We start from the raw sequence: 22,293 nt of genomic DNA on the forward strand, positions 1-22,293 counted from the left end.
GCCCGAGGCGGCGAAGCCCGCGCCTGCCGCTCCGGCCGCGAAGCCGGCGGCCGCCGGCGGCCCGAACGCCAAGCAGCTGGCCGATGCCTTCGGCATCCCGTACAGCGAGCAGAAGCACAGCAACATGCGCAAGACGGTGGCGCGCCGGCTCCTGGAGTCGAAGCAGACCGTCCCGCATTTCTACCTGACGGTCGACATCGAGCTCGACGCGCTGCTGAAGCTGCGCAAGGAGCTGAACGACCGCGGCGACGTCAAGCTGTCGGTCAACGACCTGATCATCAAGGCGGCGGCGCTGGCGCTGCGCAAGGTGCCGGCGGCCAACACCTCCTGGACCGACGAGTCGATGATCCAGTACGAGCGGGTCGATATCTCGGTGGCGGTGGCGACCCCGGGCGGCCTGATCACCCCGATCATCAAGGACGCCGACCGCAAGGGCCTGGGCACGATCTCGGGCGAGATGAAGGACCTGGCGGCGCGCGCCCGCGACGGCAAGTTGAAGCCCGAGGAGTACCAGGGCGGCACCTTCTCGATCTCCAATCTCGGCATGTTCGGGGTCAAGGATTTCGCGGCGATCATCAACCCGCCGCAGTCCTGCATCCTGGCGGTTGGCGCCGGCACCCAGCGGCCGGTGGTCAAGGACGGCGCGCTCGCCATCGCCACGGTGATGAGCTGCACGCTGTCGGTCGACCACCGCGCGGTCGACGGCGCTGTCGGGGCCGAGTACCTGGCCGCCTTCCGGGCGCTGGTGGAAGCCCCGCTGAGCATGATGCTCTGATCGCTCGCGGGGGCCGGGCCCGGTCCGGCCCCCGACCGGCGACCCCGTGATCGCCTCCGCCGGGATGCGGGTGGCAGCAAGGAGACACGACAGTGGCTGATACCAGCTTCGACGTCCTGGTGATCGGCGGCGGCCCGGGCGGCTATGTCGCCGCGATCCGCGCTGCCCAGCTGGGGCTGAAGACCGCGCTGGTCGAGCGCGAGCATCTGGGCGGCATCTGCCTGAACTGGGGCTGCATCCCGACCAAGGCGCTGCTGCGTTCCTCCGAGATCTCCCATCTGCTGAAACATCTCGACCAATATGGCTTTTCTGCCAAGGACATCAGCTTCGATCTTAAGAAAGTGGTTGATCGGTCGCGCAAGGTGGCCGCGCAGCTGTCCGGCGGCGTCAAGCATCTGCTGAAGAAGAACAAGGTGCCAGTGTTCGACGGCAGCGCCAAGCTGCTCGGCGGCGGCAAGGTCGAGGTGGCGCTGAAGGCCGGCGGCAAGGAGAGCCTGGCGGCCAAGCACATCATCATCGCCACCGGCGCGCGGGCCCGGAACCTGCCGGGGCTGGAGGCCGACGGCAAGCTGATCTGGAGCTACAAGGAGGCGATGGTCCCGCCGACCATGCCGAAGTCGCTGCTGGTCATCGGCTCGGGCGCCATCGGCATCGAATTCGCCAGCTTCTACCGCAACATGGGCGCCGAGGTGACCGTGGTCGAGATGCTCGATCGCGTGCTGCCGGTGGAGGATGAGGAGATCTCGGCCTTCGCCAGGAAGCAGTTCGAGAAGCAGGGCATGCGCATCCTGGTCGGCGCCAAGACCCAGAAGCTGGAGAAGGGCGCCGACAACGTCACCGCCACCATCGAGGTCGGCGGCAAGACCGAAAAGATCACCACCGACCGGGTGATCCTGGCGATCGGCATCGACGGCAATGTCGAGAACATCGGCCTGGAGAACACCAAGGTGAAGGTCGACCGCGGCCACATCGTGGTCGGCCCCTACCTGGAGACCGACGAGCCGGGCGTCTACGCCATCGGCGATGTCGCCGGCGCGCCCTGGCTGGCACACAAGGCCAGCCATGAGGGCGTGATCTGCGTCGAGAAGATCGCCGGCCAGCATCCGCACCCGATCGAGGTCACCAACATCCCGGGCTGCACCTACTGCACGCCGCAGGTCGCCTCGGTCGGGCTGACCGAGGCCAAGGCCAAGGCCGCCGGCCACGACGTCAAGGTCGGCCGCTTCCCCTATATCGGCAACGGCAAGGCGATCGCGATGGGCGAGCCGGAGGGCATGGTCAAGACCGTGTTCGACGCCAAGACCGGCGAGCTGCTGGGCGCCCATATGGTCGGCGCCGAGGTCACCGAGCTGATCCAGGGCTATGTCGTCGCCAAGACCGGCGAGCTGACGGAAGCGGAGCTGATGCACACCATCTTCGCGCATCCGACGCTCAGCGAGATGATGCATGAGAGCGTCCTGGACGCTTACGGCCGCGCAATCCACTATTGAGCAAAGCGAGCTTGGCTTCGTGCGGCGTTTCCCCATCTTTGGGTGAGGCGCCGCCGGAATCGGCCGCAACCCCGCAAGGACGATCATGTCCGCTGTAGAGCCCCATCTCCGCCACCCCGAAAAGGCCAACCGCCCGGACAACCCGATCCAGCGCAAGCCTGCCTGGATCCGGGTCAAGGCGCCGGTCTCGGCCGAGTACAACCAGACCCGCCGGCTGATGCGGGACCTTAAGCTGAACACGGTGTGCGAGGAGGCGGCCTGCCCCAATATCGGCGAGTGCTGGGCCAAGGGCCACGCCACGGTGATGATCCTGGGCTCGGTCTGCACCCGCGCCTGCGCCTTCTGCAACATCGCCACCGGCCGGCCCGACCAGCTCGACCCGCATGAGCCGCAGCACGTCGCCGAGGCCGCCGGCCGTCTTGGGCTGAGCCATATCGTCATCACCTCGGTCGACCGCGACGACCTCGACGATGGCGGCGCCCGGCATTTCGCCGAAACCATCCGCGCGGTCCGCGCCGCGGCGCCGGATACGACCATCGAGATCCTCACTCCCGACTTCAAGAACAAGCCGGGAGCTGTTGAAATCGTTGTCGAAGCGCGGCCGGACGTCTTCAACCACAACCTCGAGACCGCGCCCCGGCTGTATCCCTCCATCCGGCCCGGCGCCCGCTATTTCACCTCGCTGCAACTGCTGTCGCGGGTGAAGGAGCTCGACCCGACCATTTTCACCAAATCCGGCATCATGGTCGGGCTCGGCGAGACGGCGGAGGAGGTCGGGCAGGTGATGGACGACCTGCGCGCCGCCGATGTCGACTTCATGACCATCGGCCAGTACCTGCAGCCGACCACCAAGCACGCCAAGCTGGACCGTTTCATCACGCCGGAGGAATTCCAGAGCCACGAGAAGATTGGCCGGGCCAAGGGCTTCCTGATGATTTCGGCCTCGCCGCTGACCCGGTCCTCCTATCACGCCGGCGCCGATTTCGAGAAGCTGAAGGCCGCCCGCCTGGCCAAGCTGGCCGCGGCCTCCGGCTCGATCGACCTGGTCGCGCTGGCACAGGGCGCCTGAAGGTCGCACTGGCGGGAGGCCGTCGACGGTCTAATCTAGGTCGTCGAGCCGTCCCGCGGATGCATCATGCCATCATACACCGAACGCCGCGTCCTGCCCTTCACCCCCCAGCAGCTCTACGAGCTGGTGGCGGATATCGAGGCCTATCCCAGCTTCCTGCCCTGGTGCCTGGCCGCGCGCATCCGCAAGCGTGAGGGCAATGTGCTGACGGCAGATCTGGTCATCGGCTTCAAGATGATCCGCGAGCGTTACACCAGCCGGGTCACGCTGACCCCCGGCAGCCGGATCGACGTCGCCTATGTCGACGGGCCGATGAAACGACTGACCAATTGCTGGCACTTCCTGCCGCATCCGAACGGCTGCGAGATCGACTTCCATGTCGATTTCGAGTTCCGCTCGCGGGTGCTGCAGACCCTGATCGGCGCGGTGTTCCACGAGGCCTTCCGCCGCATGGTCGCCGCCTTCGAGACGCGGGCGCGGGCGCTCTACGGCGATCGCGCTTCGGTGCCTGAGGCGGCGGCCGAGGGCTGATCCAGGCCGGCCGTGGCGAAGCGCGGCGCCAGGGTGCGGTCGGCGCAGAGCGTGTCCAGCGGCGCCGCCGGCATGTCGAAGAAGCGGGCCACCAGCTCCGGCGCGCAGCTCTCCGTGCTCAGGATCGAATGGCTGCCGGCCCGGAACTCGACCACACGGCCATTGGTCAGGGTCCGCGCCGTGATATAGGCATATTCCGGCGGCGTGATCGGGTCGAAGCTGCCCGCCAGCAGCAGGGTGGGCGTGGCGCTCGACACCGCCACCGCATCGACCGCCGAGATCGGCGGCACATGCCAGGAATCGCAGACCTGCCACTCCAGCGCATAGGCGGCGTCGCCGCCATAGGGCTCGGAGGCGGCCACCGATGCGGCCAGCGTGTCGCGGGTGGCGAAGGGCCAGCTCTCGCTGCAGGCGACGCTCAGCGCCAGCCCGTCCGCCCGGTTCGGCCCGCCGCTGAACACCGGCCCGATCCAGGGGGCGAGGGCGCTCAGGTCGCCGCGCGCCACCTTGTCGATCAGCTCCGGCAGGTCGGACAGCATTGTGGGATCGTAGAAGGTGGCATAGAGCGCATCGAGCACGATGCCGTCATCAACCCGGATGCTGCGCCGGCCCTGGCGGATCGTCTCCGGCTGGGACCGCAGCTGCGCCAGCATGCCGTCGAAGCGGGCCTCCAGCAGCGGGTACTGGGCGTCACAATCGGGGCTGGACTTGCACTCGCCGAACAGCCGGCGGAACACGCGGGCGATCAGCGCCGGCTGGGTGTCGAGATCGAAGATCCCCGGCGGGTAGACGCTGTCCAGCACGGCGCTGCGCACCCGGTCGGGGAAATCGCGCATCACCGCCAGCGCTACCCGGGTGCCGTAGGATACGCCGACCAGGTTGTAGCTTTCGTAGTTCAGCGCCGCGGCGATGTCGTCGACATCGGCCGCGGCCTCGGCGGTGGTGTAGGCCGACAGGTCGATGCCGGACCGGGTCAGGCGGTCGTGGCAGCGCACTGCCGCCGGCCGTTCCAGTGCCAGCACCTCGGCCCGGCCCATCCCCGGCTTCCAGTTCCGCTCGGAGATGCGGTCGAGCTCCGGGCAGTCCAGGCTGGGCCGCGACTGACCGACGCCGCGCTGGTCGAACACGATGAAGTCGCGCGCCTCGCGGATCGGCCGGCTGATCTGCCACCAGGTGTCGGCATCGTCGCCGAAGGCGGCGTCGCCTGGGCCGCCGTTGAGGAAGATCACCGGGTCCGGCAGCGGCGACGGGGCCTGGCTGTGCAGCACCGCGACATACAGGCGGAGGCTGCGACCGCGCGCACCCTCGCGATGCGCCGGCACGGCGACGAAGCCGCAGGTCGCCCGCTCACCGCGCGGCACGGCGAAGACGCAGCGCGTGCTCTCGAAGCCGGGAGCTGCGGAGGCCGGAAAAGCGAACAGGAGAAGGGCGCCGAAGGCAAGGAGGGGCCAGAGGTTCGAGGCCGAGGACGCACGCACTGGCTCTCTACTTCCTTCGGGTGAATCTCATCGGCCATGATGCGGTGTGCTCCGCCGGCCGGCAACCCGCGTCAGCCGGCGTGGGGGGATGCGGTTTTCGCAGCCTGCGCGCCGGAGATCCGATCCGGATCCCCGGCTGTTCGGTAGGACCAGTCCTGACGGTCGACGGTAGCGGAGGCGTTGGCCAGCACAGCCTCCTTGAATGCGACGGCAATCTTGTTCACGAACGAGGCGCCGAAAGCCCCAATCGGATCGGCGGCGGGGTCGAGATAGAACGAGCACTCGGCCACGTCGCGATTGTACTCGTTGACGTAGACCCAGCAACGGGCTTTCCATTCAGAAAGTCCGCCCCTTCGGCACTCGATCTCAGGCACCTCGATCGCACCGTCGCGATCGGTCGGTGCAACCGTGCTGACCGCCAGCAGATAGAGAACGGTTTCCTTCGATCCCGCCTTCTGTACCGGCAGCAGCATGCAACAGGGGCGATCCTTCCGCCCCTCGGTCTCGCCGGCTGCCTGTTGCCGGGCCCAAAGGTACGGATACCAGATGAGTTGCCCGGTCCTAGGCGTCGCCATCAGGCTTGCCGTCGATGATGTCGTCCAAGGCCACAAGAAGCTCTGCGCGAACATCGGCAGGTTCCTTGCCCGAGACATACACCTTGCGCGGGTCTTCCGCCCGGCGGGTCAAGCGCTCGAAATCCTCGATCGCCATAAGGACCAGCCGAGGCTTGTTCCGCTGGGTGATCGTGACCGGGTGCCGCAGGGCCTCGGCGATGATGTCGCCTGACCTGCGTGACAGGTCACTGGTGGAGTATGACGACATGGCAGCGATCTCCTGTGATGCTGCAAAATACAGCAAAAGCAGCATTGCTGCAAATTCCAGAAGCGAAAATGCTATCCCTCGGACCGTGTCTGATCCAGGGGATCGATGACAGGGCCGATGCCCGCACCATACGTCAGCCGGCGTGGTGGGATGCGGTTTTCGCAGCTTGCGCGCCGGCCAGCAGCAGCTCCAGCGCCAGCCGCAGCGCCTGGGCCCGGACCGCGGCCCGGTCGCCGGCGAAAACGCGTTGTTCCGTGCGCGTCTCGGCACCCTGGCCGGCGAGGCCGAAATGCACCAGCCCGACCGGCTTGCCGGGGGTAGCGCCGCCCGGCCCGGCGATGCCGGTGACGGCCACGGCCAAGCCGACCCGGGCGTGGATCACCGCGCCCTCGGCCATCGCCGCCGCGACCTCGGCGCTGACCGCGCCTTTGTCGGCGATCAGCGGCATCGGCACGCCCAGCAGCTCGGCCTTCGCCGCGTTGGAATAGGTGACGAAGCCGCGCTCGACCACGTCGGAGGAGCCTGCGATCGCGGTCAGCGCCGCCGCCACCAGCCCACCGGTGCAGCTTTCCGCCGTCGCCAGCGTCAGCCCGCGAGCCCGGCAGGACTCCAGCACCTGCGTCGCCAAGGCGAGGTCCGCATCGTCGATCATGCCAGCCCTCCTGCCACGACCGCCGCGCAGACCACGGCGGTGACCGCGCCGGCGGCGATGTCGTCCAGCATCACGCCCCAGCCGCCGCCGAGCTCGCGGTCGAGCCAGGAGATCGGCCAGGGCTTGGCGATGTCGAGCAGCCGGAACAGGGCGAAGGCGAGGGGGTAGAGCCACGGCAGCCCCGCCACCGGAGTCAGGGCCAGCAATTGGCCGGCCACCTCGTCGATCACGATGGCGCTCGAATCCGCCTCGCCGCCGCGGCAGACGGCGCCGGCCGCCCATATGCCAGCCAGGCCGATGACGACACCGGCGATCGCCACCGTTGCCGGTCCGCCCAGCCGCCACAGCAGCCAGGCGAGGGGCAGGGCGGCGAGCGATCCCCAGGTGCCGGAGGCCACCCGGATCAGCCCGATCCCGCCCACCGTCGCCAGCAGCGTCGAGGGCTGCCAGAAGGTGCAGCCGGGCGGGAGCGGCCGGAATGACGGCATCAGCGCTCGATCCGCACGCTCGCCGAGGCCTGGGCGGCGATGCCCTCCTCGCGGCCGGTGAAGCCCAGCCGCTCGGTCGTGGTCGCCTTGACGCTGACCCGCTCGGCATCGATGCCGAGGATCTCGGCGATCCGGACCACCATGGCGGTGCGGTGCGGGCCGATCTTCGGCCGCTCGCACAGCAGCGTCACGTCGACATTGAGGATGGTGCCGCGGGACCGCACCAGATCGGCGGCATGGGCCAGGAAGGCGGCGGAATCGGCGCCGCGCCAGCGTTCGTCCGAGGGCGGGAAATGCTGGCCGATGTCGCCGGCGCCGATAGCGCCCAGCAGCGCGTCGGTCAGGGCGTGCAGCCCGACATCGGCATCGGAATGACCTTCCAGCTTGGCGAAGTGGGGGATGCGAATGCCGCACAGGATGACGGCGTCGCCGGTGATCAGGCGATGCACGTCGAAGCCGGTGCCGGTCCGGATGTCGGCGGCGCCGCCGAGCAGTCGTTCCGCGCGGGTCAGGTCCGCCTCCGTGGTGATCTTGAAGTTGTCGACATGGCCTTCGACCAGGCGCACGGCGATGCCCTGGCGTTCAGCCACCGCGGCATCGTCGGTCAGGGCCTCGCCGGCGGCGGCGCGGTGTGCGGCCAGCAGGGCGGGGAAGCGAAAGCCCTGCGGCGTCTGCGCCTGCCACAGGCCGCTGCGGTCGACCGTGCCGGCGGCGATGCCGGACTCGGCCCGCTTGATCGTGTCCACCACCGGCACCGCGGCGATCGCCGCCTCGGCGTCGGCCAGGGCGTCGAGCACGCGGTCGATCGTCGCGCGGTCGACCAGCGGCCGGGCCGCGTCATGCACCAGGACAAGCTCCGGTGCCCGCGGCGTCAGCCACTCCAAGGCCGCGCGGACGCTGTCCTGCCGGGTGGCGCCGCCGATGACCGGCTCGGGCAGGCCGAGGCCGGCAGTGGCGGTCTCGTAGATCGGCCGGTGCTCGTCACGGATCACCACGACGATGTCGTCGAACCGGCCGGTGGCGCGGAACGCCTCGACCGACCGGCGCAGCACCGAGCTGCCGGCCAGCGGGCGATACTGCTTGGGCAGGGAGCCGCCGAACCGCTCGCCGGTTCCGGCGGCGACGATGACGGCGGCGTGGCGTGGCATGATCCGCTGGGTCTCCTGGACGAAAGGCGCCGCACGATAGGGCGGCGCCCACGGTGAGACAAGCGGAAGCGGCCCGCTACTGCGGGATCAGCTCGACCCGGCGGTTCTTGGCCCGGTCCTCGTCGCTGTCGTTCGGCGCCACCGGCGCCAGCGGGCCGACGCCCGCCGGATTCAGCCGGTTGGCGGAGACACCGTATTGCGTGACCAGCGCCGCCACCACCGCCGCGGCGCGGGCTCGCGACAGCGTCATGTTGGTCTCCGTGCCGCCGACATTGTCGGTGTGGCCAACGACATGGATCTTCATGGCCGGATCGTCCTTCAGGAACTGCGCCACCTGGTCCAGCGCCGGCCTGGAGTTCGGCTTCAGCTCGGCCTTGGCGAAGTCGAAAGTGATGCCGTAGAGGGCGATGTGGCCCTGCGCCGCCAAGCCCTTCCCGATCTCGGCGGCCGACACCGTCACCATCTTGTCCTGCAGCACGCCGGATTCGATGACGTCGAGCTGGACGATGGCCTGGCCTTTCTCGACCTCGATGCCCGGGGTGTAGCCGTCCTCGAATTCGGTGACGTAGAGGACGACGTCCACCGTCGCGCCGTCCTTGGCCAGTTCGGCGGTCAGGAAATGCGCCGCCTCGGTGCTGAAGTCGAACAGCTGGGTCCCGATCCCGCTGAAGATGGCGTCCTGGCGCTTGCCGATGGCGTCGCCGTCGGCCTTGAACAGCACCGTATAGCCCTTGGCCGCCAGTTCGTTCCGGTAGTTCTCGAACACGTCGTCGGAGGAGATGCCGGCCGGGACCGTGTAGCTGAGGCGGGTCAGGGCGCCGCTGACCTCCTTCGAGCCGGTGAAGACCGGCTTGTCGCCGGCCTCGACCTCATCGGCCGGGCCAAGCGGCAGGATGTAGCGGGTGAATTTCTGGGTGCTGTAGACCACGATCGACGCGCCTTCGTAGCGCTTGATCCCAGGATAGTCCTTCGCCCCCTTGATGTCGGCGGCCACTGCCGGCGCCGCAACGGCGGCAGCCAGTGCGAACGCCAGGACGGCGATGCGGCCATACGTCCCGATCATCGAGTTCATAGGATTCTGCTCCATCGTCGCCATCGGCCTCGGGCGGCCGATCTACCGGCAGAGAAAGGCGTCAGTGCCTGTCCCGACCTTGATCAGATTTCATGTAGCGCTGCCCGCAAGGAACTTCTTCCCCCTTAGAATCGGGGGGCGAGCGTCATTTCTGCTTATTGGTTAGGCAAAACTTTCATTGGACAAAATTTAGGCGATAGGTTGATCTGGCKCCTGCCAATCCTTTCGCCGCCCATGCCCAACCTGAAACCGATCTCCATCGCCGCGGCCCAGCCGCAACCGGATCCTTTCGCGCTTCTCGCCTCGCTGCCGGTGGCGGTGCTGGCGGTCGGCCGCGACCGGGTGATCCGCTTCGTCAACCTGGCCGCGCAGCAGCTGCTCGACGCCAGCGAATCCGCCCTGCTGGGCCAGGACCTGACCGGCTTCGTGCCGGGCGACAGCCCCCTCTTCGCCCTGATCGACCAGGCGATCCAGCAGGATCGCAGCGTCGGCGATTACGGCATGCTGCTGGAGAGCCCGCGGATCGGGCGCCGCACCGTCTCGGTGACGGTGGCGCCGCTGGTCGACCCGCCGGACCTCGCCGTGCTCAGCCTGTTCGAGGAATCGGTGGCGCGGCGGATCGACACCCAGCTGAACCGCCGCCATGCCGCCCGGTCGATGACCGCCATGGCGGCGATGCTGGCGCATGAGATCAAGAACCCGCTCTCCGGTATCCGTGGCGCCGCCCAGCTGCTGGAGCAGACGGTCGGCGACGAGGACCGGGCGCTGACCCGGCTGATCTGCGAGGAGACCGACCGCATCGTCCGGCTGGTCGATCGCATGGACGCCTTCTCCGACCCCAGCCCGCTGAATCGCGACCCGGTCAACATCCACGAGGTGCTGGAGCGGGCGCGCCAGGTGGCGCAGACCGGCTTCGGCCGCCATGTCCGCTTCATCGAACGGTACGACCCGTCGCTGCCGCCGGTGTCGGGGCACTTTGACCAGCTTGTCCAGGTCTTCCTGAATCTGATCAAGAACGCGGTCGAGGCGGTGGCAGAGGATGGCGAGATCATCCTGACCACCGCCTATCAGCGCGGCGTGGCGATCGCGGTGCAGGGCACCAGCCAGCGGCTGAACCTGCCGCTGATGGTGTCGATCCAGGACAACGGCCCGGGCATCCCGGACGATCTGAAGGACCACCTGTTCGACCCCTTCGTCACCACCAAGGCGGAAGGCTCCGGCCTCGGCCTGTCGCTGGTGGCCAAGATCGTCGGCGACCACGGCGGGCTGATCGGCTTCGAGAGCGAGCCGCGCCGCACGGTGTTCAAGATTTCCCTGCCGATTCACGCCGGACCGGCGCCGACCGGCGAAGACAACGGAAGCGAAGCATGACCAGCGGGACCATTCTGGTCGCGGATGACGATCGCGCCATCCGCATGGTGCTGACCCAGGCCCTGTCGCGCCTCGGCCACGAGGTGCGCAGCACCGGCACCGCCTCGACCCTGTACAAATGGATCCAGGACGGCGTCGGCGACCTGATCATCACCGATGTTATGATKCCGGACGAGAACGGGCTGGACCTGCTGCCGCGGATCAAGAAGCTGCGGCCGGAGCTGCGCGTCATCGTCATGAGCGCGCAGAACACCCTGCTGACCGCGGTCAAGGCGACCGAGCGCGGCGCCTTCGAATACCTGCCCAAGCCGTTCGACCTGAAGGAGCTGGTCGGGGTGGTCGAGCGCGGCCTGACCCTGCCGCGCCAGGACGGGGGCGAGCGTCGGGAGCCCGAGGACGGCGAGGAGGCGATGCCGCTGATCGGCCGGTCGCCGGCGATGCAGGAGATCTACCGGGTGATGGCCCGGCTGATGGCGACCGACCTGACCGTGATGATCGCCGGCGAGAGCGGCACCGGCAAGGAGCTGGTGGCCCGGGCGCTGCACGATTACGGCCGCCGCCGCTCCGGCCCCTTCGTCGCCATCAACATGGCGGCGATCCCGCGCGACCTGATCGAATCCGAGCTGTTCGGCCATGAGAAGGGTGCCTTCACCGGCGCGCTGTCGCGCTCCACCGGCCGGTTCGAGCAGGCCCAGGGTGGCACGCTGTTCCTGGACGAGATCGGCGACATGCCGATGGAGGCGCAGACCCGGCTGCTGCGGGTGCTGCAGGAGGGCGAATACACCACGGTCGGCGGCCGCACCCCGATCCGGGCCGATGTCCGCATCGTCGCCGCCACCCATCGCGACCTGCGCACCATGGTGCGGCAGGGGCTGTTCCGCGAGGATCTGTTCTACCGCCTCAACGTCGTGCCGATCCGGCTGCCACCGTTGCGCGAGCGGTCGGAGGATATCCCGGCCCTGGTCAGCCACTTCATGCGCCGCGCCGCCGCCGAGGGGATGAGCGAGAAGGCGCTGGACAAGCGGGCGATGGAGCGGCTGACGCGGCACCGCTGGCCCGGCAATGTCCGCGAGCTGGAGAATCTGGCCCGGCGGCTCTGCGCCCTCTATTCGCAGGAGACGATCGGCATCGACGTGGTCGAGGCCGAGCTGAGCGATGCTTTGCCGCACGCCGGGATGGTCGAGCCCGGCGTGGAGCCGGCCGGAGAGGGGTTGTCGGCCGCGGTCGAGCGCCATCTGCGCGACTATTTCGCCGCCCATGCCGGCAGCCTGCCGGCCAGCGGCCTGTACGACCGGGTGCTGCGCGAGGTCGAGCGGCCGCTGATCACGCTGAGCCTGGCCGCCACCCGCGGCAACCAGATCCGGGCGGCCGAGCTGCTCGGTCTCAACCGCAACACCCTGCGCAAGAAGATCCGCGAGTTAGACATTCCGGTCGTCCGTGGCCTAAGCTAGGCCGCTTGACCGTAGCGCCTGCAGAACCGCCGATGACAACCAACGCCGCGAGCCCGACCTCTCTCTGGCGGCAGCTTTACCAATGGGCGGCCCGGGTCGGGCTGGAGAACAAGCTGGCGGTGGTGCTGATCTTCGCCGCCGTCGCGTCCGGCATCGCCACCTACACCGCGCTCAGCAGCAACTCGCTGTTCGGCAAGGATGCCGACCGGGTGTCGCTGCTGCTGGTGCTCGACCTGACCATCCTCCTGATGCTTGGCGCCATCGTGGCGCGGCGGCTGGTCGGGATCTGGGCGGAGCGGCGCCGCGGCTCGGCCGGGTCGCGCCTGCATGTCCGGCTGGTGGCGCTGTTCGCCGTGGTGGCGGTGGCGCCGGCCATCCTGGTGGCGATCTTCTCCGCCGTGATCTTCAACATCGGCGTGCAGACCTGGTTCTCCGAACGGGTCTCGACCGCGATCAACGAATCGCTTTCGGTCGCGCAGGTCTATCTCGAGGAGAACCAGAAGAGCATCCGCTACGCCGCGCAGAGCATCGCCTACACGGTCGAGCGGGCCTACGCCCAGTATCCGGAGTTCATTTCCGGCAACCGGTCCGCCCTGGTCGGCATCCTCAGCAGCATGACCTCGACCTACGGCATCCCGGACATCCGGATCATTGACCGCAAGGGTCAGATCGTCGCCGAATCCGCCTTCGCCAAGGGCCTGAAGCTGGAGATGGTCGGCCAGGAGCATTTCGAGCGGGCGATGTCGGCCGACAGCACCGGCTACGGTCCGGTCGAGCTGATCGTCGACAGCGAGAGCGACCGGGTGCGGGCGCTGGTGCGGCTGAACGGCTTTCCGTTCGAGGCCTTCCTGCTGATCGGCAAGCAGGTCGATTCGGAAGCGCTGGCCTATGTCGAGCAGACCAAGGGCGCGGTCGCCGACTACCGGGCGCTGGAGGGACGTCGGTCGCAGCTGCAGCTGATCTTCACCGCGATCTACGTCACCGTGGCGGTGCTGCTGCTGATGGCCGCGGTGTGGATCGGCCTGGTCTTCGCCGACACGCTGGTGCGGCCGCTGCGCGAGCTGATCATGGCGTCGGAACGGGTGCGGGCGGGCGACCTGTCGTACCGGGTCCAGGGCAGCGACAGCACCGACGAGCTCGGCAGCCTGGCTCGGTCGTTCAACCGCATGACCAACCAGCTGGAAAGCCAGCGCCGCGAACTGATCGAGGCCAACCGCCAGCTCGATCAGCGCCGGCAGTTCACCGAGACCGTGCTGTCCGGCGTCTCGGCCGGCGTGCTCGGCCTCGACCAGGACGGCCGGGTGCATCTGCCGAACCGCTCCGCCACCGATCTGCTCGGCCGCTCGGTCGACGAGCTGGTCGGCCATTCCCTCGAGGCGGCGGTGCCGGAGATGACCGATCTGATCGAGAGCGCCCGCAGCCGTCAGGGCCGGGTGGTCGAGGGCCAGGTGAAGATCCGCCGCCATGGCGAGATGCGCACCCTGCTGGCCCGCATCGCCGCGGAACGGCTGGATGGCGAGATCCAGGGCTTCGTCGTCACCTTCGACGACGTCACCGAGCTGCTGTCGGCACAGCGCAAGGCAGCCTGGGCCGACGTGGCCCGCCGGATCGCGCATGAGATCAAGAATCCGCTGACCCCGATCCAGCTCTCGGCCGAACGGCTGAAGCGCAAATACCTCAAGCAGATCACGGATGATCCGCAGACCTTCATCACCTGCACGGAGACCATCGTGCGGCAGGTCGGCGACATCGGCCGGATGGTCGACGAGTTCTCGGCCTTCGCCCGCATGCCGACGCCGGTGATGAAGACGATCGACCTGTCGGAGACCTGCCAGCAGGCGATGTTCCTGCAGCGCAACGCCCATGCGAAGATCGGCTTCGCCTTCAGCCAGCCCGACTCCCGTCCATTGGTGCCGTGCGATTCCCGGCAGCTGTCCCAGGCGGTCACCAACCTGCTGCAGAATGCCGCGGACGCGATCGAGGGCCGCCTCGCCGAGGGCCACGACCTGCCGAAGGGGCAGGTGCGGATGGTGCTGGATTATGCCGATGGCGAGGCCTGGATCACGGTCGAGGACAACGGCAAGGGCCTGCCCACGGTCGACCGCGACCGGCTGACCGAACCCTATGTCACCACCCGCACGAAGGGCACCGGATTGGGGCTCGCCATCGTCAAGAAAATCATGGAGGATCACGGCGGCCGGCTGGTCCTCGAGGACCGCCCGGGCGGTGGGGCCCGGGTGAGCCTCGTCTTTCCGTTGGAACAGGCGGGCGTGCCGGCCGTTCCAACCGGCGACGAGCCGGATGCATCGACCGATCGGGTGACAGCTGCGGGCTCCAAGGACGCGGTGGGCCATGGCGCATGACATTCTCGTCGTCGACGACGAGGCGGATATTCGGATGCTCATCTCGGGCATCCTGGACGATGAAGGCTATACGACGCGGGAAGCCGGCGACACGACGCAGGCGCAGCACGAGCTTGCCTCCCGCCAGCCCAGTCTGGTGATCCTCGACGTCTGGCTGCAGGGCAGCCCGATCGACGGGCTCGAGCTGCTCGACATCATCCGGCGCGACCATCCCGGCGTGCCGGTGCTGATGATCAGCGGCCACGGCAACATCGAGACTGCGGTCACCGCGATCAAGCACGGCGCCTACGATTTCATCGAGAAGCCGTTCAAGTCGGACCGGCTGCTGCTGATGGTCGAGCGCGCCATCGAGGCGGCGCGGCTGCGGCGCGAGAACGCCGAGCTGCGGCTCCGCGCCGGCACCGAGGTCGAGCTGGTCGGCGCGTCGCCGATGATCAGCCAGCTGACCCAGCAGATCGAGCGCGTGGCGCCGACCGGCAGCCGGGTGATGATCACCGGCCCTGCCGGCGTTGGCAAGGAGGTGGTGGCCCGCCAGCTGCACGCCTTGTCCAAGCGCGCCGAGGGGCCCTTCATCGCTCTGAACTGCGCCGCGATGCATCCGGACCGGCTGGAGGAGGAGCTGTTCGGCGTCGAGACCATGGTCGACGGCGCCATCACCACCCGCAAGGTCGGCACCTTCGAGCAGGCGCATAGCGGCACGCTGCTGCTGGACGAGGTGGCGGACATGCCGCTCGCCACCCAGGGCAAGATCGTCCGGGTGCTGCAGGAGCAGACCTTCGTCCGCGTCGGCGGCGCCACCAAGGTCGAGGTCGACGTTCGGGTCATCGCCTCCTCGAACAAGGACCTGCCGAGCGAGATCGCCGAAGGCCGGTTCCGTGAGGACCTGTACTACCGGCTGAACGTCGTGCCGATCGCGGTGCCGCCGCTGGCCAGCCGGCGCGAGGACATCCCGCTGCTGGCCCGCCATTTCATGCAGCGTGCCGCCGACGGCCAGGGGCTGATGCCGCGCCAGGTCGGCGAGGACGCCATGGCGGCGCTGCAGGCCTACAGCTGGCCCGGAAACGTCCGGCAGCTGCGCAACGTCGTCGAATGGCTGCTGATCATGGCGGCGGGCGACAACTCCATGCCGATCCATGCCGACATGCTGCCGCCGGAGATCGGCGCCATCGCCCCGGCCGTGCTGCGCGGCGACCGCGGCAGCGAGATCATGGGGCTGCCGCTGCGCGACGCCCGCGAGCTGTTCGAGCGCGAGTACCTGATCGCCCAGGTCACCCGCTTCGGCGGCAACATCAGCCGCACCGCCGAGTTCATCGGCATGGAGCGTTCGGCCTTGCACCGCAAGATGAAGAGCCTGGGCGTGCATGGCGCCGGCGACCGCAAGCTGGTCGACTGACGGCCGCAGAGGAACGGGAGACATCGGGGAATGGCGCGCGACGCCTATGTCAACGGGCGCTATGTGCCGCATGCCCGGGCGGCGGTGCATATCGAGGATCGCGGTTTCCAGTTCGCCGACGGCGTCTACGAGGTGGTGTGCGTCCGCCGAGGGCTCCTGATCGACGAGGACGGGCATCTCGACCGGCTCGACCGCTCGCTGCAGGAGCTGCGCATCGCCTGGCCCTGCGAGCGGCGGGTGCTGCGGCTCCTGATGCGGCAGCTGTTGCAGCGCAACGGCGTGCGTGACGGGCTGATCTACCTCCAGGTCACCCGCGGCGTCGCACCGCGCGACTTCCGCTTTCCGGCCGCGGCCAAGCCGACCCTGGTGATGACCACGCGGCGGGCGACACTGGCGCCGCATGGCCGCACCGGCGTGCGCGTCATCACCATTCCCGACATCCGCTGGAAGCGCCGCGACATCAAGTCCGTCGGCCTCCTGCCCCAGGTGCTGGGCAAGCAGGAGGCGGCGGAGCGCGGCGCCTTCGAGGCCTGGCAGGTGGACGAGGACGGCTTCGTCACCGAGGGCACCTCGTCCAACGCCTGGATCCTGACTGCGGACGGCGCGCTGGTCACCCGCCCGGCCAGCCACGAGATCCTCAACGGCATCACCCGCCAGTCGATCCTGAAGATCGCGGCGGCGGAAGGGGTGCGCTTCGAGGAGCGGCCGTTCAGCCTTGAAGAGGCTTTTGCCGCGCGCGAGGCCTTCCTCAGCAGCGCCACCAGCTTCGTCACGCCGATCCTGCAGATCGATGACCGCTCGATCGGCGACGGCACGCCCGGGCCGCTCGGCCGACGGCTGCTGGAGGCCTATGTCGCCCATGCCTCCAGTGCCGGCGCAACATGACAATGCACCATTGTTCCCTTTTCTCCGGGCCGGCGCTTCCCATATTGTCGGACGGTGCCACATCGTGTGGCTCGGGCCCCTCGGGGCTCCAATAAAATCAAGCAGCAGGATCCAACTAATGTCGGAAAAGGCACAGAACGTTCAGGACGTGTTCCTCAACAACGTCCGGAAGAACAAGATCCCGGTGACCATCTTCCTCGTCAACGGGGTGAAGCTGCAGGGTATCATCACTTGGTTTGACAACTTCTCGGTCCTGCTCCGCCGCGACGCCCATTCGCAGCTTGTGTACAAGCATGCGATCTCGACGGTGATGCCGGCGCATCCGATCCAGCTGTTCGAACCGCAGAAGGAAGAGGCCTGATCCCTTTGGGCCAGACTTCAGGGCCAAATCCCGGTGCGGATGGCGCGTCCTCGGGGCGCGCCATCGTCATCCACCCGGTTCTGCCGGGCACCCGCAACGACTCAGGGCGGACCGCCGAGGCCTCGCTGGAGGAGGCGGTCGGGTTGTCGCGCGCCATCTCGCTCGACATCGCCGAGGCCCGCTGCGTCCGGGTGTCGCGGCCGCAGCCCTCGACCCTGATCGGCGAGGGCGCGCTGGAGGAGCTGGCGAGCGTGGTCGCCGCCACCGAAGCCGGGTTGGTGGTGGTCGACGCCACCCTCAGCCCGGTGCAGCAACGCAACCTCGAGCGGCGCTGGAAGGTCAAGGTAATCGACCGCACCGGCCTGATCCTCGAGATCTTCGGTGAGCGCGCCCGCACCCGCGAGGGCCAGCTGCAGGTCGAGCTGGCGCATCTCAGCTATCAGCGCTCGCGCCTGGTGCGGTCCTGGACCCATCTCGAGCGGCAGCGCGGCGGCGCCGGCTTCCTCGGCGGTCCTGGTGAAACCCAGATCGAGCTGGACCGCCGCCAGATCGACGACCGCATCATCCAGATCAAGCGCCAGCTCGACGACGTCCGCCGCACCCGGTCGCTGCACCGCGACGCCCGGGCCCGGGTGCCGTACCCGGTGGTGGCGCTGGTCGGCTACACCAATGCCGGCAAGTCGACCCTGTTCAACCGCCTGACCCGGGCCACCGTGCTGGCCAAGGACATGCTGTTCGCCACGCTGGACCCGACCATGCGGGCGATCGAGGCGGGGCAGGGGCGGCGGATCATCCTGTCCGACACCGTCGGCTTCATCTCCGACCTGCCGACCCATCTGGTCGCCGCCTTCCGGGCGACGCTGGAGGAGGTGCAGGCCGCCGACCTGATCCTGCATGTCCGCGACATCGCCCATCCCGACACCGAGGCCCAGCGCGAGGATGTCGAGGGGGTGCTGCGCGACCTGGACATCGACATCGATTCCGACGGCAGGGTGATCGAGGTCCTGAACAAGGCCGACCTGCTGCCGGAGCCTGAGCGCGAGACCCTGTCGACCGCGGTGCGCCGGCGTGGCCATGACGCGGCGGTGATCTCGGCCCTCACCGGCGAGGGCTGCGACGGGCTGATGGAGCTGATCGCCCGCCGCATCAACGCCGACCGCGAGACCATGACGGTCAAGCTCGACATCGCCGACGGCCGCACCCTGGCGTGGCTGCATGAGCATGGCGAGGTGCTGGAGGCGCGCGACGACGGCGCCCATCTCTTCATCCGCGTCCGTCTCCACCCCAACGACGCCGCGCGGCTGCACCGCCAGCTCGGCATCGCCCCCCGTCACTGAGGACTTCACTCGGATGCGCCTGCCCGAGATCGACACGGTCGCCGCCCTGATCGCGGAGACCGCGCAGGAGCTGATCCTGCCGCGCTTTGGCCGGCTGGAGGAAGGGGCGGTGATGGAGAAGGCGCCCGGCGACCTCGTCACCATCGCCGACCAGGAGAGCGAGATCCGCCTGGCCGAGCGGCTGCCCGGGCTGCTGCCCGGCTCCCTGGTGGTCGGGGAGGAGGCCTATGCCAAGGACCCCGCCGTGCTCGATCTCTTGGATGGCGACGACCCGGTCTGGATCGTCGACCCGGTCGACGGCACCGCCAACTTCGTTGCCGGCCGGCCGCGCTTCGGCACCATCGTCGCCCTGGTGCAGCGGGGCGAGACGCTGATGGGCTGGATCCACCTGCCGATCCAGAATCGCACAGCCTGGGCGATCCGCGGCGAGGGCGCCTTCATCGACGGGCAGCGCCAGACTCTGGCCGCACCAGGACCGTTGGCGACGCTGCGCGGCGGCTTCAACCTGGCCAAGCGCCCGCCCGGCTATGCCGTGGCGGTGATGCGGCTGCGCGACGCCATGGCCTCGCACATCCATGTCAACTGCGCCGGCGCCGACTACATCGATGCCGTCGAGGGCCGGATCGACATCCTGGCCTATCGCAAGCTGTTTCCCTGGGACCACGCCGCCGGCACGCTGCTGCATGCCGAGGCCGGCGGCTGGGCCGCGGTGCTGGACGGCACCCGCTACCGCCCGACGCTGCGCCAGGGCCCGATCCTGGTGGCGCCGGACCAGGCCAGCTGGCGCGCCGCCCGTGCCGCCATGGGCGAGATCGCGGCCGCGGCCTGAGCCCGGCCGAACCCGACACCAACCCGAGAAGGAAGCACCATGTCCCGCACCACCACCGCCTCCGGGCTGGAAATCGAAGACCTCGAGGTCGGCACCGGCGACGAGGCGAAGGCCGGCGTCACCGTGACCGTGCACTACACCGGCTGGCTGCAAAACGCCGACGGCAGTGCCGGCAAGAAGTTCGATTCCAGCAAGGACCGTCACGAGCCGTTCCGTTTCCCGCTCGGCGGTGGCCGGGTGATCCGCGGCTGGGACGAGGGCGTGCAGGGCATGAAGATCGGCGGCAAGCGCCGCCTGGTGATCCCGGCCGCTTTGGGCTACGGCGCCCGCGGCGCCGGCGGCGTGATCCCGCCGAACGCGACCCTAATCTTCGACGTCGAGCTGCTCGGCGTCTGATTCACGCCTCCCGCTTGACCTCGACCCGCCCCTGCTAGGACAATAGACCGAGCGGGGGCGGCAGGCTGCCCTGAACCTAGATATTTGTCTCAATATTTTGACGTCTTATCGGGGAGAGGCACGTGGCGATTTTCAACGGCGACGACAATCCGAACGTTATCGACGGCACGTCGGACAACGACACGATCAACGGATTCGGCGGCGGCGATACCCTCTCCGGGCTGGCTGGAGACGATGTGCTGAATGGTGGCGACGGCGACGATGTGCTGAACGGCGGCAGCTTCTCCGACCCGCAAGGGGCTGATCTGCTGCACGGCGGGGCCGGCGCCGACACGCTCACTGGCGACTACTCAAAGGACGTCGCAACCTATTACGACAGCGCGTCGGGAGTGACGGTCGATCTTCTGGCTGGCACAGGCGCGAACGGCGACGCCGAAGGCGACACCCTGATCTTCTTTCTGAATGTCACAGGCTCGGATATCGGCGGCGATACCCTGACCGGCAATTACGGCGACAATGTCCTTCGGGGCGGCGGCGGCGATGATGTGCTTAACCCCGGGCTCAGCGGCCGTGACATCCTTGATGGCGGTGATGGGATGGATACCGCGACCTATTACGACTGGTCGTGGATAAAGGTCGATCTCGCTACAGGGAAAACGGATGAGTACTATGCCGATACCTTGATCGGCATCGAGAATCTGATCGGCTCTGGTACCGGCAACGACGAGCTGACTGGAAACAGCGTCGCCAATGTCCTGCGGGGCGAGGGCGGCAACGACCTGCTCCGCGGCGGGGCCGGTGCCGACACGCTCAACGGCGGTGACGGGTATGACACCGCAAGCTATTACGCCAGCGCGTCGGTGGTGACGGTMAATCTCACCACTGGCAGCGGCACAGGCGGCGATGCCCAGGGCGACACGCTGGTCGGGATAGAGAATATCACCGGCTCGAATGCCGGCGGTGACACCCTGACCGGCGACGGCAACGGCAATACCCTGATCGGCCTGGCCGGCGCCGATGTGCTGCGCGGCGGGGCCGGGAGCGACTCGCTCGAAGGCGGGACCGGCAACGACACCCTCGATGGCGGGGACGGGGTGGACACGGCGAACTATATCAACGATGCCGCGGGGGTGACGGTCGATCTCACCCTCGGGATTGGTGCGGGCGGCGACACCCTGACCGACACTCTGATCAGCATCGAAAATGTCCTCGGCTCCAATATCGGCGGCGACAAGCTGACCGGAGACAGCGGCGCCAATATCCTGCGCGGCTACAAAGGCGACGACGTGCTCCATGGTGGCGCCGGCGCCGACGTTCTCGATGGCGGTTACCTGGACCAGGACACTGCGACCTATTCCGACAGTGCGTCGGGGGTCACGATCAATCTCGCCGCCGGCGCCGGCCCGTACGGCGACTCCGGTACCGGCACGGGCGGCGACGCCCAGGGCGACCTGCTGACGGAGATCGAGATTGTCATCGGGTCCGCCTTCAACGACACCCTGACCGGCACCTGGCGCTACTACGAGACCCTGCAGGGCGGGGGCGGCAACGATCTGCTCCGCGGCGGGGCCGGCGCCGACAAGCTCTTCGGCGGTGACGGAGTGGACACCGTGACCTATTACGACAGCGTCGCGGGGGTGACGGTCAATCTCGCCAGCGGCAAGGGTGGCGACGCCCAGGGCGACACCCTGAGCGGCATCGAGAATCTCACCGGCTCGAATATCGGCGGCGACACCCTGACCGGCGGCAGCGGCGCCAACGTCCTGAGCGGCTGGGGCGGCGACGACAAGCTCTATGGCGGGTCCGGGGCCGACAGGCTCGAYGGCGGCGCTGGCATCGACTTCACGTCCTATTACAACAGCAACGCCGCGGTGCGGGCGAATCTGGCGGCCGGCACTGCCTCCGGCGGCTTCGCCCAGGGCGATGTCCTGGCCTCGATCGAGAACGTCAACGGCTCCAGCTTCAACGACACCCTGRCCGGCAGCAGCGCCGCCAATGCGCTGGGCGGCCTGGCCGGCCGTGACACGCTCACCGGCGGCGCCGGCGCGGATAGCTTCATCTATAAGGCGATCAGCGACAGCGCGGTCGGGGCCAATGCCGACCGGATCACCGATTTCAGCCACGCCCAGGGCGACCGGATCGACCTGTCGGCGATCGACGCGAATGGCGCGGGAATCGGCAACGCGGCCTTCACCTTCATCGGCACCGGCCTCTTCACCGGCGTGGCGGGGCAGCTCCGCTACGCCGTGACCAGCCCCGGCGTCACCACCATCGCCGGCGACGTCAACGGCAACGGCACCTCGGACTTCCACATCACCCTCACCGGCAACCTGACCCTCGTCGCCGGCGACTTCGTGCTCTGACAGGGCCGGCTTGACCCGG

Annotated in this window: 21 protein-coding genes; 14 read left to right on the plus strand and 7 right to left on the minus strand. The window is 68.5% G+C overall.

Going from position 1 to position 22,293, the window contains the following annotated elements; genetic code table 11:
- The 4 genes from AB4Z01_RS23735 to AB4Z01_RS23750 all read left to right on the plus strand — a co-directional run.
- The coding region (locus tag AB4Z01_RS23735) for a 2-oxo acid dehydrogenase subunit E2 (protein WP_441698193.1) at positions 1-775 on the plus strand (775 nt) is incomplete at its 5' end.
- 92 nt (positions 776-867) lie between these two features.
- The gene (gene lpdA / locus AB4Z01_RS23740; RefSeq protein WP_441698194.1) at positions 868-2,265 is read left to right on the plus strand and encodes a dihydrolipoyl dehydrogenase; all 1,398 of its coding nucleotides are present in this window, start codon (positions 868-870) and stop codon (positions 2,263-2,265) included.
- An 85-nt stretch (positions 2,266-2,350) separates the two neighbouring features.
- Positions 2,351-3,334 (plus strand): lipoyl synthase, encoded by a 984-nt coding sequence (gene lipA / locus AB4Z01_RS23745; protein ID WP_441698196.1) that lies wholly within the window; start codon positions 2,351-2,353, stop codon positions 3,332-3,334.
- A 66-nt stretch (positions 3,335-3,400) separates the two neighbouring features.
- A complete protein-coding gene (locus tag AB4Z01_RS23750; RefSeq protein WP_441698197.1) occupies positions 3,401-3,865 on the plus strand; it encodes a type II toxin-antitoxin system RatA family toxin in 465 nt (154 codons plus the stop codon).
- Here AB4Z01_RS23750 and AB4Z01_RS23755 read toward each other — a convergent pair.
- The 7 genes from AB4Z01_RS23755 to AB4Z01_RS23785 form a co-directional block, all read right to left on the minus strand.
- Complete coding sequence (locus AB4Z01_RS23755) at positions 3,820-5,343, minus strand: alpha/beta fold hydrolase (protein WP_441698199.1); 1,524 nt, start codon at positions 5,341-5,343, stop codon at positions 3,820-3,822. The genes AB4Z01_RS23750 and AB4Z01_RS23755 overlap by 46 nt on opposite strands.
- Before the next feature lie 71 nt (positions 5,344-5,414).
- Positions 5,415-5,816, minus strand: coding sequence for a hypothetical protein (locus tag AB4Z01_RS23760; protein ID WP_441698200.1), 402 nt, complete (start codon positions 5,814-5,816; stop codon positions 5,415-5,417).
- 88 nt (positions 5,817-5,904) lie between these two features.
- A complete protein-coding gene (locus tag AB4Z01_RS23765; RefSeq protein WP_441698201.1) occupies positions 5,905-6,210 on the minus strand; it encodes a type II toxin-antitoxin system prevent-host-death family antitoxin in 306 nt (101 codons plus the stop codon).
- Positions 6,211-6,298: 88 nt separating this feature from the next.
- The gene (locus AB4Z01_RS23770) at positions 6,299-6,817 is read right to left on the minus strand and encodes a CinA family protein (protein ID WP_441698203.1); all 519 of its coding nucleotides are present in this window, start codon (positions 6,815-6,817) and stop codon (positions 6,299-6,301) included.
- Positions 6,814-7,305 carry a phosphatidylglycerophosphatase A family protein gene (locus AB4Z01_RS23775; RefSeq protein ID WP_441698205.1) on the minus strand — a complete coding sequence of 164 codons (492 nt, stop codon included), beginning with the start codon at positions 7,303-7,305 and terminating at the stop codon, positions 6,814-6,816. The genes AB4Z01_RS23770 and AB4Z01_RS23775 overlap by 4 nt, the downstream gene beginning before the upstream one ends.
- On the minus strand, positions 7,305-8,453 hold the full coding sequence (locus tag AB4Z01_RS23780; protein WP_441698207.1) for a bifunctional 2-C-methyl-D-erythritol 4-phosphate cytidylyltransferase/2-C-methyl-D-erythritol 2,4-cyclodiphosphate synthase: 1,149 nt from the start codon (positions 8,451-8,453) through the stop codon (positions 7,305-7,307). The genes AB4Z01_RS23775 and AB4Z01_RS23780 overlap by 1 nt, the downstream gene beginning before the upstream one ends.
- 76 nt (positions 8,454-8,529) lie before the next feature.
- The gene (locus AB4Z01_RS23785; protein WP_441698208.1) at positions 8,530-9,525 is read right to left on the minus strand and encodes an OmpA family protein; all 996 of its coding nucleotides are present in this window, start codon (positions 9,523-9,525) and stop codon (positions 8,530-8,532) included.
- A gap of 234 nt (positions 9,526-9,759) precedes the next feature.
- Here AB4Z01_RS23785 and AB4Z01_RS23790 point away from each other — a divergent pair, with 234 nt between their 5' ends.
- From AB4Z01_RS23790 to AB4Z01_RS23835, 10 genes are all read left to right on the plus strand, one after another.
- Entirely contained in the window at positions 9,760-10,896 is a 1,137-nt protein-coding gene (locus tag AB4Z01_RS23790; protein ID WP_441698210.1) for a two-component system sensor histidine kinase NtrB, read from the plus strand.
- Positions 10,893-12,347, plus strand: a complete 1,455-nt coding sequence (ntrC, locus tag AB4Z01_RS23795; protein WP_441698212.1) for a nitrogen regulation protein NR(I) — start codon at positions 10,893-10,895, stop codon at positions 12,345-12,347. The genes AB4Z01_RS23790 and ntrC overlap by 4 nt, the downstream gene beginning before the upstream one ends.
- A 32-nt stretch (positions 12,348-12,379) precedes the next feature.
- Positions 12,380-14,710: an ATP-binding protein gene (locus tag AB4Z01_RS23800; protein WP_441698214.1), complete on the plus strand. Its 2,331-nt coding sequence runs from the start codon at positions 12,380-12,382 to the stop codon at positions 14,708-14,710.
- The gene (ntrX, locus tag AB4Z01_RS23805) at positions 14,700-16,103 is read left to right on the plus strand and encodes a nitrogen assimilation response regulator NtrX (protein WP_441698216.1); all 1,404 of its coding nucleotides are present in this window, start codon (positions 14,700-14,702) and stop codon (positions 16,101-16,103) included. Before AB4Z01_RS23800 ends, ntrX begins: the two co-directional genes overlap by 11 nt.
- Before the next feature lie 30 nt (positions 16,104-16,133).
- Positions 16,134-16,988 carry a D-amino-acid transaminase gene (locus AB4Z01_RS23810; protein WP_441698218.1) on the plus strand — a complete coding sequence of 285 codons (855 nt, stop codon included), beginning with the start codon at positions 16,134-16,136 and terminating at the stop codon, positions 16,986-16,988.
- Between the two features lie 118 nt (positions 16,989-17,106).
- Complete coding sequence (hfq, locus tag AB4Z01_RS23815) at positions 17,107-17,349, plus strand: RNA chaperone Hfq (RefSeq protein WP_026870608.1); 243 nt, start codon at positions 17,107-17,109, stop codon at positions 17,347-17,349.
- A gap of 62 nt (positions 17,350-17,411) precedes the next feature.
- Positions 17,412-18,686, plus strand: coding sequence for a GTPase HflX (gene hflX, locus AB4Z01_RS23820; protein ID WP_441698262.1), 1,275 nt, complete (start codon positions 17,412-17,414; stop codon positions 18,684-18,686).
- 13 nt (positions 18,687-18,699) lie between these two features.
- Positions 18,700-19,515, plus strand: coding sequence for an inositol monophosphatase family protein (locus AB4Z01_RS23825; protein WP_441698220.1), 816 nt, complete (start codon positions 18,700-18,702; stop codon positions 19,513-19,515).
- A gap of 39 nt (positions 19,516-19,554) precedes the next feature.
- A complete protein-coding gene (locus AB4Z01_RS23830; RefSeq protein ID WP_441698222.1) occupies positions 19,555-19,911 on the plus strand; it encodes an FKBP-type peptidyl-prolyl cis-trans isomerase in 357 nt (118 codons plus the stop codon).
- 122 nt (positions 19,912-20,033) lie between these two features.
- Entirely contained in the window at positions 20,034-22,274 is a 2,241-nt protein-coding gene (locus AB4Z01_RS23835; protein ID WP_441698223.1) for a beta strand repeat-containing protein, read from the plus strand.
- The last annotated feature ends 19 nt before the right edge of the window (positions 22,275-22,293 follow it).

This window comes from Inquilinus sp. YAF38 (assembly GCF_052113205.1).
Taxonomy (GTDB): domain Bacteria; phylum Pseudomonadota; class Alphaproteobacteria; order DSM-16000; family Inquilinaceae; genus Inquilinus.